The organism is Variovorax sp. Soil_C_17, assembly GCF_057657265.1.
Window position 1 is genome coordinate 149,407 of sequence record NZ_JBDGIT010000004.1, and the last position, 15,750, is coordinate 165,156.

General features: G+C 64.6%; 16 protein-coding genes and 2 pseudogenes. 12 read left to right on the plus strand and 6 right to left on the minus strand.

Annotated elements, in window-relative coordinates:
- Positions 1-557: 557 nt before the first annotated feature.
- Positions 558-1,208 (plus strand): annotated as a pseudogene (locus AC3A6Y_RS20755) (site-specific integrase); the annotation flags it as partial.
- 142 nt (positions 1,209-1,350) lie between these two features.
- Here the strand turns inward: AC3A6Y_RS20755 and AC3A6Y_RS20760 are convergent.
- Both AC3A6Y_RS20760 and AC3A6Y_RS20765 read right to left on the minus strand, forming a co-directional pair.
- Positions 1,351-1,662 (minus strand): HigA family addiction module antitoxin, encoded by a 312-nt coding sequence (locus AC3A6Y_RS20760; RefSeq protein ID WP_487870114.1) that lies wholly within the window; start codon positions 1,660-1,662, stop codon positions 1,351-1,353.
- Positions 1,663-1,775: 113 nt separating this feature from the next.
- Positions 1,776-2,267, minus strand: a complete 492-nt coding sequence (locus AC3A6Y_RS20765) for a MarR family winged helix-turn-helix transcriptional regulator (RefSeq protein WP_487870115.1) — start codon at positions 2,265-2,267, stop codon at positions 1,776-1,778.
- Between the two features lie 169 nt (positions 2,268-2,436).
- Here AC3A6Y_RS20765 and AC3A6Y_RS20770 point away from each other — a divergent pair, with 169 nt between their 5' ends.
- On the plus strand, positions 2,437-4,170 hold the full coding sequence (locus tag AC3A6Y_RS20770; protein ID WP_487870116.1) for a tannase/feruloyl esterase family alpha/beta hydrolase: 1,734 nt from the start codon (positions 2,437-2,439) through the stop codon (positions 4,168-4,170).
- A 67-nt stretch (positions 4,171-4,237) separates the two neighbouring features.
- Here the strand turns inward: AC3A6Y_RS20770 and AC3A6Y_RS20775 are convergent, their stop codons facing one another.
- On the minus strand, positions 4,238-4,372 hold the full coding sequence (locus tag AC3A6Y_RS20775) for a hypothetical protein (RefSeq protein WP_487870117.1): 135 nt from the start codon (positions 4,370-4,372) through the stop codon (positions 4,238-4,240).
- Positions 4,373-4,535: 163 nt separating this feature from the next.
- Between AC3A6Y_RS20775 and AC3A6Y_RS20780 the strand changes: the two genes are divergently transcribed.
- Positions 4,536-4,835 carry a YlcI/YnfO family protein gene (locus AC3A6Y_RS20780; RefSeq protein WP_487870118.1) on the plus strand — a complete coding sequence of 100 codons (300 nt, stop codon included), beginning with the start codon at positions 4,536-4,538 and terminating at the stop codon, positions 4,833-4,835.
- Complete coding sequence (locus AC3A6Y_RS20785; RefSeq protein WP_487870119.1) at positions 4,832-5,143, plus strand: type II toxin-antitoxin system RelE/ParE family toxin; 312 nt, start codon at positions 4,832-4,834, stop codon at positions 5,141-5,143. The genes AC3A6Y_RS20780 and AC3A6Y_RS20785 overlap by 4 nt, the downstream gene beginning before the upstream one ends.
- Positions 5,144-5,633: 490 nt before the next feature.
- On the opposite strand, the pseudogene AC3A6Y_RS20790 reads toward AC3A6Y_RS20785, so the two are convergent.
- Positions 5,634-5,942: pseudogene (locus tag AC3A6Y_RS20790) on the minus strand (ABC transporter substrate-binding protein); the annotation flags it as partial.
- A 97-nt stretch (positions 5,943-6,039) separates the two neighbouring features.
- Positions 6,040-7,773 carry a tannase/feruloyl esterase family alpha/beta hydrolase gene (locus AC3A6Y_RS20795; protein ID WP_487870120.1) on the minus strand — a complete coding sequence of 578 codons (1,734 nt, stop codon included), beginning with the start codon at positions 7,771-7,773 and terminating at the stop codon, positions 6,040-6,042.
- Between the two features lie 377 nt (positions 7,774-8,150).
- Here AC3A6Y_RS20795 and AC3A6Y_RS20800 point away from each other — a divergent pair, with 377 nt between their 5' ends.
- A complete protein-coding gene (locus AC3A6Y_RS20800) occupies positions 8,151-8,885 on the plus strand; it encodes a helix-turn-helix domain-containing protein (RefSeq protein ID WP_487870506.1) in 735 nt (244 codons plus the stop codon).
- Positions 8,886-9,052: 167 nt separating this feature from the next.
- On the opposite strand, the gene AC3A6Y_RS20805 is transcribed toward AC3A6Y_RS20800, so the two are convergent.
- Positions 9,053-10,045, minus strand: a complete 993-nt coding sequence (locus AC3A6Y_RS20805; protein WP_487870121.1) for an isopenicillin N synthase family dioxygenase — start codon at positions 10,043-10,045, stop codon at positions 9,053-9,055.
- 256 nt (positions 10,046-10,301) lie between these two features.
- Between AC3A6Y_RS20805 and AC3A6Y_RS20810 the strand changes: the two genes are divergently transcribed.
- From AC3A6Y_RS20810 to AC3A6Y_RS20840, 7 genes are all read left to right on the plus strand, one after another.
- Positions 10,302-10,829, plus strand: coding sequence for a nucleoside deaminase (locus tag AC3A6Y_RS20810; protein ID WP_487870122.1), 528 nt, complete (start codon positions 10,302-10,304; stop codon positions 10,827-10,829).
- A gap of 62 nt (positions 10,830-10,891) precedes the next feature.
- Entirely contained in the window at positions 10,892-11,560 is a 669-nt protein-coding gene (locus AC3A6Y_RS20815) for a TetR family transcriptional regulator C-terminal domain-containing protein (protein ID WP_487870123.1), read from the plus strand.
- Positions 11,561-11,829: 269 nt separating this feature from the next.
- A complete protein-coding gene (locus AC3A6Y_RS20820) occupies positions 11,830-11,952 on the plus strand; it encodes a hypothetical protein (RefSeq protein WP_487870124.1) in 123 nt (40 codons plus the stop codon).
- A 9-nt stretch (positions 11,953-11,961) separates the two neighbouring features.
- Entirely contained in the window at positions 11,962-13,296 is a 1,335-nt protein-coding gene (locus AC3A6Y_RS20825) for an amidohydrolase family protein (RefSeq protein WP_487870125.1), read from the plus strand.
- A complete protein-coding gene (locus AC3A6Y_RS20830; RefSeq protein ID WP_487870126.1) occupies positions 13,293-13,763 on the plus strand; it encodes a RidA family protein in 471 nt (156 codons plus the stop codon). Before AC3A6Y_RS20825 ends, AC3A6Y_RS20830 begins: the two co-directional genes overlap by 4 nt.
- Positions 13,764-13,832: 69 nt before the next feature.
- A complete protein-coding gene (locus AC3A6Y_RS20835; protein ID WP_487870127.1) occupies positions 13,833-14,696 on the plus strand; it encodes a creatininase family protein in 864 nt (287 codons plus the stop codon).
- Between the two features lie 61 nt (positions 14,697-14,757).
- Positions 14,758-15,750, plus strand: coding sequence for an ABC transporter substrate-binding protein (locus AC3A6Y_RS20840; protein WP_487870128.1), 993 nt, complete (start codon positions 14,758-14,760; stop codon positions 15,748-15,750).

Sequence of the window (15,750 nt, forward strand, 5' to 3'; positions counted from 1 at the left end):
TTGACGGGCGAATTCCAGCTCACGCGGACGCGGGAGTATTCGTGGTCGCCTTTGCCAGCTTAGCGGTCACGGCGGCCCACTGGATAACAGGCCGAAATCCGCACGCGATGTCATCGGTGCGACTTCGAGGAGATCGGGGCGCTCAGCAATACATGCATCGGGCGGGAGGCGCTGGTCTTGACGTGCCTCAAGCCGATCATCGTCGCAGTCCCCTACCCTCGGCTCGACCTACCTCGTGCCCCGAATCGTTCCCAAGCGTGACTATTGAGCAGCGCCGCCATCGCCTCCTCCTGCGTCTCGAAAATGTGGGGCGCGAGCTTCGCGACAGTGCATCCCCCAACTTCGCGCGCAGGAACGCACGGGTCATGTATCAAGTGACGCCCAGATACCAGCGATCGAAAATTTCGCCGATAGTGCACGCCCACGCATCTTCCAAATCACGGTCAAGCGTGAAGCCTTCCTAGTTCACAACCGCGTTCACGCGATGACCCAGGGTTCGCAGATCTCGTCTACCTTGCGCAAAACACTTTCGATTGCTTCCTGATCTCATATCGCTCGAAGTTGATGAAAGAGCACGTTCCTCGCCTTATCGAAAGCAAAGCGCGCCCAAGCGCCAGCGCGCGCTCACCAAGGATCCGTTGCAGCTCTTGTTGGCCACCTGTGACGAGTCCCTGCGCGGAAAGCGCGACCGCGCCCTGCTCCTCTTTGCCTGGGCCACCGGCGGGCGCCGCCGCTCCGAGGGGGCCGCCGCCACCCTGGAAAACCTGCAGCGAGTGAATGCCGAAGCCTTCGTCTACACCCTCGCGCACTCCAAGACCAACCAGCGTGGGGAGCTGCGGCCCGAGGATGTGAAGCCGTTGGTAGGCAGCGCCGCAGCGGCCATGACCGAATGGCTCGCGGTGCTCCAGGCGCACGGTGTCCAGGAGGGACCGATCTTCCGGCGCATCCGCAAGGGCGGCCATCTGGGCGAGCCCCTCGCCCCCGCGGCCGTGCGCGACATCGTCAAGGAGCGCTGTGCGCTGGCGGGCATCGAAGGCCGCTTCAGCGCGCACTCGCTGCGCGCCGGCTTCGTCACCGAGGCGGGCAAACAGAACATGCCGCTGCCGGAGACGATGGCCATGACAGGGCATCAGAGCGTTGCGACGGTCGTGGGGTGTTTCCGAGCGGAGAGTGCGTTGAGCAGCAAAGTCAGCAGGATGCTTGACGAGTCCCGTGAGCCCCAACACGCGAATGTCGCCCTAGCAATGCCGCATTTGCCCTTGCGACCTGACGCGAATCGAGGGCACCGCGGAAGCGGATTGGTCGACTTTGTCGACGCCAAGGGAGAAAAGCGCTCCGTGGACGGAGAGCTCAGGCGGAGATTGCATGCTCGAGCGGACGCACCTCTTTCTCGATCTGCTTCGCAGCCGCCTTCTCGGCCATTTTGAGGTCGTAGACGCTCTGCATGTTGAGCCACCATTGCGCCGAGCCGCCGAAGTAGCGATACAGCTGCAAGACCATCAGAGGGGAAACGCCGCGCTTTTCGCGCACGATGTCGTTCACGGTCGGCGCGGCGACGTGCAGTTCCCTTGCGAGCGCGCTGGCGCTCATCTTGAGAGGCTCCAGACGCTCCTCCCGGAGCGTCTCGCCGGGGTGAACCGGGCGCATTCCGTTCTTCAACATGGCTCTTGCCTTTCTGCCCAAATTCACTGAGCGTGCTCGCGTCGGAATGAACTTCTCTCCCACAGTTGGGTACCCGTGAGGTCGACATCGACATCCAGATCCCGACACTGCCGTCACCCCCCGCGGCGTCCCGCCAGCTTGTGCAGCAGTTCCACAAGGATCATGCGTTCGCCCTTGCTGAGGCCGGCCAACGCACTCCTCTCCCCGGCCAGCACCGACTCGGTGGCCTTGCTTGCCAGCGCCGCACCCTGGGCCGTGGTGCGCAGATACTGCGCACGCCTGTCGGTGGCGTGCGGTATGCGCTGAACGAGGCCGCGCTTTTCCAGTCGATCGATCCAAGCGGCGATGTTCGGCGGGGTGACCGCCAGTGCGCGAGCCAGGCGCGTCGCCGAGACGTCGGGGTTCTCGTGGATCAGCGCGAGCACGGTGTACTCCACCGGCCGCAGCTCGAAGGGTCGATTGACTCGCTCCGCAAAAATCGCGTCGGTGACGATGCTCGCCTGCGCCAGCTGGTAACCCAGCACCAGATGCAGCGATGCCTCGCTCAGCCGCCCCGCGGGCGTCTTGTCGTCGTCAGGGGGCGTACTGCTGCGGCTCTTGGACATGGCGGGCATTGTCGCGTCACGCCCAGTATTTCATCTACTTAATTAACGATGATCACTTACCAAGTTTTCATTTGCCTCTGTGTAGTGGAAAACCATATATGATTACTTTATATAGTTAACTAGATTAACGACATGGTGCCCCCTCAGTTGGCACCGGAAGGAGACACGCTTGAAGAACTCTGTATCTCTGGCGCTCGCTGCACTGCTGACTGCCTGTGGCGGAGGCGGCGATGGGGGCAGTGCCTACTTCCTGCCCGCGCCCACGGGCTCCGGCACAACGCCGTCCTCGGCAGAGGCGCTCCCGATCCTCGGCCCCGCCAGCGGCGGGCCGTTGAGCGACTGCGCGTCGCTCGCCGGCTTCAATTTCGCCAACACCATCGTGACCGCGGCCAACTCCATTGCCGCAGGAACGCTGACCGTGGCCGGCAAAACCATCCCGGCCCACTGCCAGGTGCGAGGCTCGATGTACCAGCGCACCAGCGCGGTCGATGGCCAAAGCTATGCGATCGGCTTCGAGATGCGGCTGCCGCTGAGCTGGAACGGACGCTTCTACTACCAGGCCAATGGCGGCCTCGACGGCAACGTGGTCACCGCCACTGGCCCGGTGGGCGGTGGTGGCCCGCTGGATAACGCGTTGAACATGGGCTTCGCGGTGATCAGCTCGGATGCCGGACACCAAGCCCCCACGCCATTCTTCGGTCTCGATCCGCAGGCGCGGCTGGACTATGGCTACCAAGCCGTGGCCAAGCTCACGCCCATGGCCAAGGCACTGATCGCCTGGGCGTATGGCAAGCGGCCGGACCGTTCGTACTTCGGTGGTTGCTCCAATGGCGGGCGGCACACCATGGTGGCGATGTCGCGCTATCCCGACGATTACGATGGCTTCCTCGTGGGCAACCCAGGTTATCGCCTGCCCCTTGCAGCGGCGGCCAACATCGTCGGGGCGCAGAACTACAACGCGCTGGCCACGACGCCGGGGAACCTGAGCACGGGTTTCACGCAAGCCGAGCGCACGCTGGTCTCCCAGGCGGTCCTCGCGAAATGCGATTCGCTCGATGGCGCTGCGGATGGCCTGGTTCAGAACATCGGCGCCTGCCAGATAGCCTTCAACCTGTCGCGCGACGTGCCGACCTGCGCTGGCGGGCGCGACGGCACTTGCCTGAGCCCCGATCAGAAGCAGCGCATTTCCCAGCTGTTCGCCGGCGCGCTCAACGGAGCCGGCAACAGGTTCTACAGCAGCTTTCCCTACGACGCCGGCCTGGGCACCAATGGCTGGGCGACGTGGAAGTTCAATAACTCACTGAATCTGGACTCCGGCGCGGTCGCATTCGTCTGGCAGGTGCCGCCCGAAGCACAAGCCGGCTTCAATGGCCCCAACTTCACGCTGACGGCCAGCATCGATTCGATCCTGGCAAAGATCACGGCCACCAACACGATATACGCGGAGTCATCGCTGTCATTCATGACGCCGCCCAATCCCAGCGAGCTCAGCCGCTTGAAGAGGCGGGGCGCCAAGGTCATGGCCTATCACGGCACCAGCGATCCCATCTTCTCCAGCGACGACACCAAGCGCTGGTACGACGAGCTCGCGAAGGCCAACGGCGGCGATGCCAGCAACTTCGCGCGCTACTACCAGGTGCCCGGCATGAACCACTGCAGCGGCGGCCCGGCCACCGACCAGTTCGACATGCTCACCCCGCTGGTGAACTGGGTCGAGAAAGGCGTGGCACCCGACACGGTGACGGCATCGGCGCGCGGCACGGCCAATGCAGGCGGCATCAATGCCGATCTGCCCGCGGGCTGGGCGCCGAATCGGACGCGCCCGCTGTGTGCCTACCCGAAGGTGGCCTACTACAAGGGCGCCGGAAGCGTCGAACAAGCCGAGAGCTTCATCTGCCTGTAGCTGGTACTGTAGTCCGGGCGCGCAAGTTCGGGATGCCGAACACGTGCCACACCTAAGATTTGCAAGCCTACCTTCCGCGTCGATTCACCATCGATGTGCGCTGGCGGGCATCGATGGCCGTTTCAGCGCGCACTGGCTGCGCGCCGGCTTCGTCGCCGAGGCTGGGCAAGCAGAACATGCCGCTGCCGGAGACGATGGCCATGACAGGGCATCAGAGCGTGGCGACGGTGGTGGGGTATTTCCGGACAGAGAGTGCGCTTGGAAGCAAGGTCAGCCGGATGCTCGACGAGCCTGGATAAAAGCCTAACGGCGATGAGAGTCCTTCAACTTTCGCACCCGCATAGCAATTGCACTACAATCCGCACATGAAAAGCGCTCAACTGCCTCCGGTGCGCGTTACGCCGTCCGTACGGCACCAGATCGAGAGCGTGCTGCGCGAGGGCGAGACGCTGTCACAGTTTGTCGAGCAGGCCGCCGTCCAAGCAGCGCAACGCCGTAAGGTACAACAGGAGTTCGTCGCGCGGGGCCGGGCGTCATTGGCCCGCGCGCGCGAGACTGGGGAATACTATTCCGCGAAGGATGCACTTGAGGCGATGAGCGGGCGGCTCGATGCCCGGCTTGCGGCGCATCGACAAGCCGACCTCGCTTCCAAGCGAAGGTCGTGAGCTACGCGGTCAGCCTGACGCGCGAGGCACTCGAGGATCTACAGCGCCTCGAAAGCTTCCTGATAGACACAGCGCTTGAGCACGGGGACTTGGCCCTGCCGGAGCGAGCGCTGGCCGCCATCCGAAGCGAGTTCCGCATCCTTGAGCGAAACCCGTTCACCTGCCGAATTGCCTTTGATGACCGGCTGGAGCGCGAACTTGTGACTCCATTCGGTGCAGCGGGATATGTCGCACTGTTTCACATCATCAGTGATCGGGAGGTCGTGGTTTCCGCGATCCGTCATCAACGAGAAGACGACTATCACTGAAGAGGGTGTCTAGGTTCCTGGGCCTGGTGACGTGAAGCCGCTGGTCGGCAGAGCCGCAGCGGCCCATGTCCAAATGGCTCGCGGTGCTCAGGGCAGTCAAATTGATACACCTGCGTCCCGGGCTCCCGTTCGGCGCCTGGCTCAGGCCAGCTGACAAGCGGTTCGTCCGACCGCCCTTTGGTTGGCGTAGATTGGCGCTCTCCTTGGAAAGGCTAGGACTGCGCCATGACCTTCGCACATCGCTATGTCGGCGCCGACAGTCTCCCTGCCAAGTTGTCCGAATTCGACGTCCAGCAGTATTTCACGCTCACCAAGACGGACTGCAGCACTCTGTGAACGCTTTCGCGCCGACCGACCGCCACGGGCGGGCGTTGCATCGATCCGAGTTGTCTCGGGGCGCTGTGATCGAAACGGTCAAGGCCTTGGCGCCGCCTCTGATCGCCATGGAGGCCTGTAGCTCCGCCCATCCGTCGCCGGTGGCGATCAGCTTGATGCCGAAGCCGGCGAGCACGTTGACCTTGTCGTTGACCACCAGCTCCTGCGCCAGGCGCTTGGTAACGTCGGGCAGGCTGGTGTCGTCCTTGACGATGAGCTCGATCTTCTTGCCCGCCACGGTGTCGCCGTTCTGCGCCATGTAGAGCCGCGCCGCGGCCTCGATCTGGCGGCCGGTGGTGGCCTATTGGCCGGCCATCGGCAGCACCAGGCCGATCTTGAAGTTGTCCGAAGCAAGTGCAACCTTGCCAAAGGCGACAAGCGTCGCTGCCAGCAGCCACGACAACTGAGCTCCACGATTGATCATCTACAGTTCTAAGCGGGAAAGGATGAAAGCAGACGGTTGCCCAAGGCAACCATCTGCCATTCGAGCAAACCGACGGACAGGCAGATTCACCAGCCTCTCAGGACGCCGTGCATGTATAGCTCGAGGCGTTGCTCTCCGTCCCCGCCGCACCCGTGAAGCGGGGCCACAGGGGCCAGCGGCACATGGGACGCGAGCGCGCGGCAGCAGGATCTGCCGCGTTGTTGTCGACCGAGGCAATCGTGTCGGGCGCTTGCCCTTTCTCGACCCAATTGCTCAGAACGGCGAGCCCGTCATAGCCGAGGTTGTAGCGGCCCGAGCCATGATCGAATCCAGGAATCGTGAAGAAACGGATGAAACTGTCGACCGCAGGCTGACCGAACTGCGCGACCTGCAGGTTGTAGTAGTCCTCCGTGTTGTGCGGGCTGATCAGGCCATCGGTCGTGCCGTGCGTGAGGATCAGCTTGCCGCCCCTGGCGCGAAACGCTTCGAGGCTCTGCTGCGTCACTTCCGTGATGCCACCCAGTTCCTGCAGCCGCGCCTTGAAGTTCGCCGGATCGTAGGTCAGCGGGTTCAGCAAGGGGTCCTTCGCCACAAAATACCTCGCGTGCGCAGCGCCGATCGTATAGAGCAGCGCGTCCGCCGGTGGGGTCGCGGCGCTGGTTGGTACTGGTGCGAATCCCAGTGCGCTGCCTGCGCCGAAGAACGAGAAGTCTCCGCCCTCGAGCAGCGGCCAGCGCGCAAACACCTGCTGGCCCGCAATGGGGAAGCCTAGGTCATACGGCGAGCTGATCTTGTCGACGGCGTTGATCTGCGCGTCGGAGAGACAGCTGTCACCGGCGTCTGCCCCGCCGGGGCACCGCAGGGTCGCTTTGACGGTGTTGATATTGAAGGCTGCGTTGCAGGCCTGAATGTTGCCAATGATTCCATCGCCAAGGCCGTCCAGCGAATCGCAGGCGGCATACACGGCGTTCACCAGCAGCTTGCGCTTGTTGTCGTTGATCCAGCCTGCCCCACCGTTGTCGTACAGCGCCCTGCCAACGTAGAGCGATGCCTGCTGAAGCAAAGAAAGGTTGTAGGCGGGATAGTTCGCAATGACGCCGTCGTAGTCGGCTGCGTAACGTGCAGCCGCATCCAGCCCTTCATGACCACCTTGCGACCCGCCGATGAAATAGAAGCGGCGAGGCTTGGCACCATAGCGCTTCTGGATGATCGCCATGGCGACGTCGTGCACCTTCTTGACGGACAGTTGCCCGTAGTTGAGGAGCGCTTCGTCATTGAGCGCGAACGTTCCATCGAATACGGCGCCCTTGTGTCCGCCATCGCCGCCGAGGGTCACGTAGCCTTGCTTCAGCGCGTTGGGAGTGCCCTTCGGCTGGGAAACGTAGGGGCCGAGGCCGGTGACGAGCGTCCCGTCGTAGCCCCCACCTCCCATATGCAGCGCACGCTCATTCCATTGGGTCGGCAAGTTGACCTGGAACTCCATGGTGGGTGCGCCTGCCGCGACAGGCACGATGATGCCGGTTACCGCGCAGTACTCGCCATTGGTATTGTCTTTCGCATCCGCGGCGACGAAAGTGGCGGACTGAACGATAGCGCCGGAGGTCGGCTTACCGATCATCGAAGCCGGGATGGTCATGCCGCGGATGCCAGCACAAGACTCCTGGGCAGTGGGTGCTGGTGGCGTCGTGCCGGCAGTCGGCGGCGTCGTTACCGGGCCGATGAAGCCCGCACCGCCGCCTCCGCCGCCGCCGCAAGAGGCCAATCCTTGCATGGCAAGAAGAAGCGCGAGCCATCCTGCCGTGCGTCGACCCTTAAGGGAAATCCGTCTCATCAGTCTCCTCCGGTGTATACCTGTCATTGGATTGCCGCTGAAGGCAACGGATGGGACGGTACCCAAAGGATGGCGGTTCGTATTTCAAACCCTTGCTGGGATTTCATATTCTTGCGCAGGGAATCCCCTTAGACTTCGGACCATTCCAGCACTGTCGCAGCCACCAGGACGAGAAGATGAGCGGCCAGGATCTATCGCAGCCAATCTTGCCCACCTCCTCGAGGGTGATGTCATTGACCACAGATCCGGCGGTGCCTCAAGAGCCATCCTTGTTGCGCGAGCCGCAGTTGGCAGCCTGGGCTGGATTCCGGGTTGGCATGTCCCAAGCGATTTCCATAGAGATGGGGAGGCACCACGGAGAACATGCGGCCTTGGCCATGATCCTGAAGGGGCGCACGCGCGGCCGAATCAGGAGTCGCGGCGAAGAGTGCGACTTCAGTCCAGGGCCGAACTCCGTTGGATTGTTTGCCCCAAAGTTTGATATCAGCTGGAAGCGCTGGCAGTGCGAGCCCGGGGCCGAACGCTTCGTCGTTGAACTCGACTTTGCAGATCTCCATCAAGCGGGCGATCTGGAGCAGATGCTGACATCCCGTCGCACGCTGCGACAGAACCTGACGCTGAGCGACCCTCAACTCGCATCGCTGATGCGGCTGATCGCCAACGAGGTCCGCGGGGGTAGCCCCCACGGCGCTCTCTATGCGACGTCGCTCAGCATCAGCTTGGCCGCGTACTTATGTGCCCAATATGCTTCGGGAGGACGTACACCGACACGTGAGCGTGGCGTGCTTACAGCGATACAAAAGCAGCACGTGCTCGAGTTGGTGCAGCGGCGACTCCACGAAAACTTGAGCCTCGACGAACTCGCGGCAGCGGCCGGTGCCAGCCGATTCCACTTTCTTCGACTGTTCAAAAACAGCCTCGGCATGACGCCTTACCAGTTCGTGATGGATCAGCGGATTGCCGCGGCCCGGCAACTGCTTGAAAAGACAAGTCGGCCACTGGTCGATGTTGCCGCTGCCACCGGTTTTTCCAGTCAAAGCCACATGTCCACGGTGATGAAGCGCCACACGGGCCTGTCACCTGGACATTGGCGACGCTCGAGGCCCAAGTGACCTTTTGTCGCGTCCCCTTCCAGCGCTTCGTGGCCTCGAGGCCCCGCAGCTGGTTGTGAAACGGATATGCCGATGCCGGGCCTGCGGTCACAGGCATTTGGAATGCCAGGCTTTCCCATGCGCAAGGCACCGCGCCAAGGCAGTGATACCGCGGCACCTGCCCCTGTTCAATAGGCCTTGAAATTGGCTGCCACGCGCTGGTTCAGATAGTCCCCGGCGGCGATTGCCGGGTACTTCCGGTCCGGACCTTCGATGATGGCGTCCCGGTTGGCCTGCGCAAAGAACGCCATGCTGTAGCGCGGCCCCATGTATTCACCGGGCAGCGGCTTCTTCACGCGGTGGAAGTTGGAAGGCAACCGGTCATCACTCCAGCGCATCAGCATGTCGCCGATATTGCAGGTGATCGCCTGCTCGTCGGGCTCCACCGACGTCCAGGCCTGGCTCTCCATCTCCTTGCCCGGGCACACCTGCAGGCCTCCCTGCCCCTGCCGCTGGAACAGCAGGGTGAGGCAGTCGAAATCGGTGTGCGCGCCGGCGCGCCACAGGTCCAGGCCGGCCTGCTGCCCGGGCGGCGTCGCAAAGTAGCGCAGCAGGCGCAAGGTGCTCTGGTAGCTGGCTTGCACCGGATCGTGCGCACGCTGGAAGAAGAGGTCGTCGAAACCCAGTTTCCATGCAAAACACGACAGCACCTGCATCGCCACCTGCCAGCACTGTCCTTCGAAAGCCAGCATGGCCGCCTCGAACCCCGCCAGTTCTTCATCGGCGGGCCACAAGCCTTCCATGTGCGGGCGGGTGATCTGGTAGGACTCCTTCTGGTCGGGTGTGCCCGTGGACGGACGCACCTGGGCACGGCTCTCCCATCCGACATTCAGGGCCTTCTTCAACGGGTACCGGGCCTTGACTGCATCGGGCAGCGCAAAGAAGCGCTCGGTCATGGCGAAGGCGTTGCGCACATCGGCCAGCGCGATGCCGTGGTTCACGATCTGGAAGAAGCCCACATCGACGGCCGCATCCCAAAGTTGGTTGGCGATGCCGGTCTTGCGCCGCGCAAAGTCCGAGAGGTCGATGCGGCGAATTTCACGGTTGCTGGTTTCCGAGCCGATCGCGCCCATGCGCGTTTCTCTCTGCAGCTCGGTCATGTCGTGGGTGGCAGTGGTCATGCGGTTCTCCTGAAGTCACGGTGCGCGCTGGCACACCGCGTGGTGCGGGCTTCAAGAGCAATTTCCGGCTGGCCCCGCCACCATCCACAAGGACATGACGGCTGCGCAGTGAACGCTTCTACTCTTGCCACAGTTCTTGCAAGAAGAGTGCCTGTATTGGCATGCCACATGCATGACGCAGGCATCGACAGCGGCGGGCATGCAGACATCCTGCCGTTGAACACCTGCCCATCACACGAACGACGAAGCCACCCCCATGCACGCCCTCCTGACTGCATCCCCCGCACCGCTCGAAGAAGCGACGCTCGTCGATGACACCGATGGCATCTACCTGCGCCAGGCCATCGCCTGGTCGCGCACGGCACGCGCGCGCGGCAACCGTCCCTTTGGCGCCGTGGTGATTGGCGCCGACGGCGAATTGCTCGCCGAGGCCTACTGCAACACCACCGAAACGGGTGACTGCACAGGCCATGCCGAAACCAATGCCGTACGCCAGCTCAGCCCGGTCGTCGGCCGCGAAGCACTGGCCCAGGCCACGCTGTACTCGTCGGCCGAGCCGTGCGTGATGTGCGCGGGCGCCATTTTCTGGTCAGGCATCGGGCGTGTGGTGTTCGGTATCGATGCCGCGCGCCTGCGCGTGTTCCGCGGTGAGCGGGCCGAGCAGCGCGATGCAGAGCTCTCCTGCCGCGATGTGTTCGCGGCTTCCCCCCATCCCATCGAGTGCATCGGACCTGCGATGATCGAGGAGGCGAGTGCGCCTCATGTCGGCTTTTGGAAAGAGTGAGGCGTCCATCCAGGCCGCCGGCGGCAGAATCGGCACCGCCCCTCCGTCTTCTTTCGACCACCGTGCCCGTCCAGCCCATACCCGAACCTGAAGCCGATGCCCCGTCCGGCGCACTGAGTCGCGCCAAGCAGGGGCGCGAGCGCATCCTGGGCGCGATCCGGGAAGCGGCCATTGCCGAGTTCAGCCGCCATGGATTCAAGGGCGCGTCGACCAAAGCCATTGCCGAACGCGCGGGCCTGACCAAACCCCAGCTGCACTACTACATCAGCAGCAAGGAAGAACTCTATGAAGAACTGCTGTACTCCGTGCTCAACGGCTGGTCGGGGGCCTTCATCTTCGACAGCAACAGCGACGACCCCAAGAAGGTGCTGAGCAACTACGTGCGCAAGAAGCTGGACTATGCGCTGGACAACCCGGGCCTCTCGCGCATCTTCACCACCGAGGTGCTGGGCGGCGGCCGCAACCTGGGCAAGTACTGGCCGGTGGCCGTGAAGTCCACCCAGCAGAAGGTAGAGCTGATCGACCGCTGGGTCGCCGAAGGCCGCATGCGCGCCGTGGATGCCAAGGTCCTGCTCATGCAGATCTGGGGCATGACGCAGCACTACGCCGACTACGGCGTGCAAGTGCACATCATGCTGGGGCTGGCGCCCGATGAACCCATCGACCGTGAGCACATCGTGCGTGAACTCACCACTTTCGTGCTGCTGGGCTGCGGCCTCGCACCAGATTGAGCCACCCCGCGGTTTCCAGATCGCCTGGAGTGCCTCAGTAGACCCAAACCGTCGCCAGGCACCCCTGGCACACGCCTTGCGTAGTTTGACCGATCGATCAAATCGAATGGTCAAAGATGCAAACTTCCCCCACGACAACCCCACGGCCTGCCACCAACCAGGCCTTTGAATGCGTCGACGAGCGCCTGACCCCTGTGGCCGTGTGCTGCGCGCGCAGCCATGGCCCGACTCTCACACTCGACCTCTGAGTCCGTTTGGCAGGCGTCCGCATGCGCATCCTCGTGATCGATTGCCACCCGGTGGAGACCAGCTACAACGCGGCCCTGCATGCCGAGGTGGTGCGCAACCTGCGCGCAGCCCGCGTCGGCCAGGCCATCGCGCGCATTGCCTGAGGGACCGGCATGCACGCATCCGACGCTCCCGACCATATCGTCCGCGCCCGCCTGCCCCGCTGGCTGCTGCCCCGGGGATGGCCCACCAGCGGCGGCCAGCCGGCGCTGGCCGATCTCCACAGCGCGCAGGGCCGCATGCAGGGCATGGTCCCGCACGAGCCGGTGCGCCCCCTGCCTGCGGGCACCACCTGGGACGTGGGTGGCGCCCTGGTCCTGCCGGGCCTGGTGGACGCCCACACGCACCTCGACAAGGCCTTCACCCTGCCGCGCATGAGCGCGGTGAAGCCCGGCCTGCTGGGCGCCATCGAAGCCATGATGGTGGACCGCCAGGCCTGGACGGAAGCCGACATCCGCGCCCGCGCCAGCCGCGCCCTGCAATGGGCCCATGACGCCGGCGTGGTGCACCTGCGCACGCATTGCGACTGGTGGGAGCCGGAGGCCCAGCCGCTGGCGTGGAACGTATTGCGCGAGCTCGCGCAGGAATGGTCCGGCCGCATCACGCTCGAGCGCGTGGGCCTGATCCCGCTGCATCTGTACACCGAGCGGAGCAGCGCGATGCACTTGGCACGCTCCGTGGCAAAGAGCGGGCCCGGCGCCCTGCTGGGCGGCTTCGTGCATTCGACGAACTGGAACCCGCAGGCCCTGCGCCACCTGTTCGAGGCCGCGCAGCACCACGACCTGAACGTGGACCTGCACGTGGACGAGGAACTGCACCCCGGCGCGCTGGGCCTGGCCACCACGGCCGCGTTGCTGCAGAAGCTGCGCTTCGAAGGCCACGTGGTCTGCGGCCACGCCTGTGCGCTGGCCGCGCAGGACGAGGCCGCGGCGATGGCCACCCTCGACGCGGTGGCGCGCAGCCCAATCACCCTGGTCACCCTGCCCATCACCAACCTGCTGCTGCAGGACGCCACCACCGGCCGAACGCCGCGCCGGCGCGGTCTCACCCTGGTCAAGGAAGCGCATGCACGCGGCATCCCGGTCCTGGTGGCCAGCGACAACGTGCAGGACCCTTTTTGCCCAGTGGGCAGCTTCGATCCGCTCGAAGCCCTGGCTTGCGGCGTGCTCGCCGCGCAGCTCGAAGCGCCCTTCGACCGCTGGTCCGAATCGCTGTGCCGCACCGACTGGCTGCGCCGCGGCCCGGACGCGCTGCCGCTGCAGCCCGGCAGTGCGTGCGACCTGATCGTGTTCCACCAGGCGGACGGCTGGGGCTTTCCTTCGCGCACGCAGCCCCGCGTGGTGCTGCGCCAGGGCCGGGTGGCCAGTGGCCATGCCAGCGCTGCATGGCACGTGGCCGACACCCACCGCACCACCCCGATCGACACCCCTTCAAGAAGCATCGCATGAGCTCCCTCGCACCCACGACCCCGGGCATTGCCCAGCCCCTGGCCCGCTACGCCCCGTGGCGACGCGCGGGGGACATGGTGTTCCTGTCAGGGATCATTGCGGTCGACCCGGCGGCCAGCCTCGTCGTGCGCGGCTATGCCGACATTCCCGACGCGGCCGCCACGCTGATCGGCCGCACGGGCGAGTTCAGCAGCGACATCAAGGAGGGACCCATCCTCGCCCAGAGCTGGTATGTGCTGGACCGCATCCGCCAGACCATCGAGGCGGCCGGCGGTCAGATGTCGGACGTGATCAAGCTGGTGCAGTACTTCAAGAACCTGGACCACTTTCCCCAGTACAGCCGGGTGCGCAAGCTGTTCTTTCCGGGCGAAGCACCGGCCTCCACCGTGGTGGAGGTGAGCGGCATGCTGCCCACGCCCGACATCCTCATCGAGGTGGAAGCCACGGCCTGGCTGCCGCAGCGCTGACCGCGCCGACTTCCTCCCGCACCGCACCGCATCTCTCGCATCGCATCGACTTCACGAAAGACCCGCCCCATGCTGCATGGCTACAACCCGCCCCACCGCTACCTGCCCTACCTCAGCTGGACCGAGATCGTCGAGCTGCCGGACAAGGAGAACACCGTCATCGTGTTGCCGACCGGCGCCACCGAGCAGCACGGCCCCCACCTGCCCTGCGCGGTGGACACGGTGATCAGCGCGGGCGTGGTGGGCCACGCGCTGGCCCGCTTGCCGGCGGAGGTGCCGGCCTTTGCCATGGCCCCCATCACCTACGGCAAGTCGGAGGAGCACCTGCACTTTCCGGGCACCGTCACCCTGAGCGGCGAGACCCTGCTGGCCACCATGAACGAGGTGGGCGAGTCCGTGTACCGCGCAGGGTTTCGCAAGCTGCTGTTCGTCAACGGCCATGGCGGCCAGCCGCAGGTGATGGAGATGTGCGCGCGCGAACTGCGCCTGCGCCATGGCGACTTCATCGTGGTGCCCAGCTTCACCTGGCGCGTGCCGCACGTCGCGGGCCGATACCTGTCGGACAAGGAAAAGAAGCTGGCCATGCACGCGGGCCATGCCGAGACGGCGCTGATGCTGGCCCTGGCGCCCGACACCGTGCACATGGAGCGCGCGGTGGCCAACTACCCGCCCGTCTTCGGATCGCCCCTGCTCTCGCCCGACGGACGGCCCGCCTGCGCCTGGAGCGCGCGCGACTTCGGCCCCAGCGGAATCATCGGCGATCCGCTGCCCGCCACGGCCGAGCAGGGCCACGCCATCCTCGATTCGCTGGCCGTGAGTTGGGCCGCCGCCATCACCGAGCTGCACCACCTGCAGTGGGCCGCACGCCCCGAGCCCACCTGGGGCCGTGCCAACCACACGGGCCACGTCGAGCGCTCGTCCGCACTGGCCTGAAAGCTGCCCACCGCTGCAAGCCACGTTCATTTCTCTCCAACCACCCCACCGGAGCCTTGCCATGATGAAGACTGCCTCCCGCCTTTCCACACTCGGTGCAGCCGTGCTGCTCGGTCTTGGTGCCATGGGCGCGGCCCACGCACAGGAGAAGTTCACCTACATGACCAACTGGTACGCACAGGCCGAGCATGGCGGCTTCTACCAGGCTGTGGCCACGGGCCTGTACAAGAAGTACGGCCTGGACGTGACCATCAAGATGGGCGGCCCGCAGGTCAACATCGTCCAGATGATGGCGGCCGGCCAGGCCGAGTGCGTGATGGGCTCCAGCGACCTGCAGATGATTCAGATGCGTGAAGGCGGCGTGCCCGTGGTGAACGTCGCGGCCGTGTTCCAGAAGGACCCCCAGGTACTCATCGCCCACGACGACGTGAAGAAGTTCGAGGACCTCAAGGGCAAGACCATCCTGATCGCCTCGTCGGCCCAGCGCGGCTACTGGCCCTGGCTGAAGGCCAAGTACGGCTTCACCGATGCGCAGACCCGCCCCTACACCTTCAACATCCAGCCCTTCGTGGCCGACAAGAACACGGCCCAGCAGGGCTACCTGACGTCCGAGCCCTTTGCCATTGCCAAGGCGGGCGTGAAGGCCAACACGCTGATGTTCAGCGACCAGGGCTACCCCGCCTACGCCACCACGATCTCGTGCATGGAAAAGACCGTCAAGGAGCGCAATGCCGCCGTGGCCTCGTTCGTGAAAGCCTCGATGGAGGGCTGGAAGAGCTACCTGGCCGACCCGGCTCCCGCCAATTCGCTCATCAAGAAGGACAACCCCAACATGACCGACGAGCAGCTGGCCTACAGCGTGGCCAAGCTCAAGGAAATGGGCATGGCCACCGGAGGCGACGCCGCGACGATGGGCATCGGCATCATGACCGACGCCCGCGCCAAGGCGAGCTACGACTTCCTGGTGGACGCCAAGCTGATCGATCCCGCCAAGGTCAAGCTGGCCGACACCTACACCACCAGCTTCGTCAAGGACCTCAAGGTTCTGCCCTGA

Bases quoted from the DNA above. Each gene is read 5' to 3' on its own strand.
- AC3A6Y_RS20765 (WP_487870115.1), bottom strand. From the start codon at position 2,267: ATGTCCAAGAGCCGCAGCAGTACGCCCCCTGACGACGACAAGACGCCC.
- AC3A6Y_RS20800 (WP_487870506.1), top strand. From the start codon at position 8,151: ATGATCCTGAAGGGGCGCACGCGCGGCCGAATCAGGAGTCGCGGCGAA.
- AC3A6Y_RS20780 (WP_487870118.1), top strand. From the start codon at position 4,536: ATGAAAAGCGCTCAACTGCCTCCGGTGCGCGTTACGCCGTCCGTACGG.
- AC3A6Y_RS20825 (WP_487870125.1), top strand. From the start codon at position 11,962: ATGCACGCATCCGACGCTCCCGACCATATCGTCCGCGCCCGCCTGCCC.
- AC3A6Y_RS20840 (WP_487870128.1), top strand. From the start codon at position 14,758: ATGATGAAGACTGCCTCCCGCCTTTCCACACTCGGTGCAGCCGTGCTG.
- AC3A6Y_RS20835 (WP_487870127.1), top strand. From the start codon at position 13,833: ATGCTGCATGGCTACAACCCGCCCCACCGCTACCTGCCCTACCTCAGC.
- AC3A6Y_RS20820 (WP_487870124.1), top strand. From the start codon at position 11,830: ATGCGCATCCTCGTGATCGATTGCCACCCGGTGGAGACCAGCTACAAC.
- AC3A6Y_RS20830 (WP_487870126.1), top strand. From the start codon at position 13,293: ATGAGCTCCCTCGCACCCACGACCCCGGGCATTGCCCAGCCCCTGGCC.
- AC3A6Y_RS20805 (WP_487870121.1), bottom strand. From the start codon at position 10,045: ATGACCACTGCCACCCACGACATGACCGAGCTGCAGAGAGAAACGCGC.
- AC3A6Y_RS20810 (WP_487870122.1), top strand. From the start codon at position 10,302: ATGCACGCCCTCCTGACTGCATCCCCCGCACCGCTCGAAGAAGCGACG.
- AC3A6Y_RS20795 (WP_487870120.1), bottom strand. From the start codon at position 7,773: ATGAGACGGATTTCCCTTAAGGGTCGACGCACGGCAGGATGGCTCGCG.
- AC3A6Y_RS20760 (WP_487870114.1), bottom strand. From the start codon at position 1,662: ATGTTGAAGAACGGAATGCGCCCGGTTCACCCCGGCGAGACGCTCCGG.
- AC3A6Y_RS20775 (WP_487870117.1), bottom strand. From the start codon at position 4,372: ATGGCCATCGTCTCCGGCAGCGGCATGTTCTGCTTGCCCAGCCTCGGC.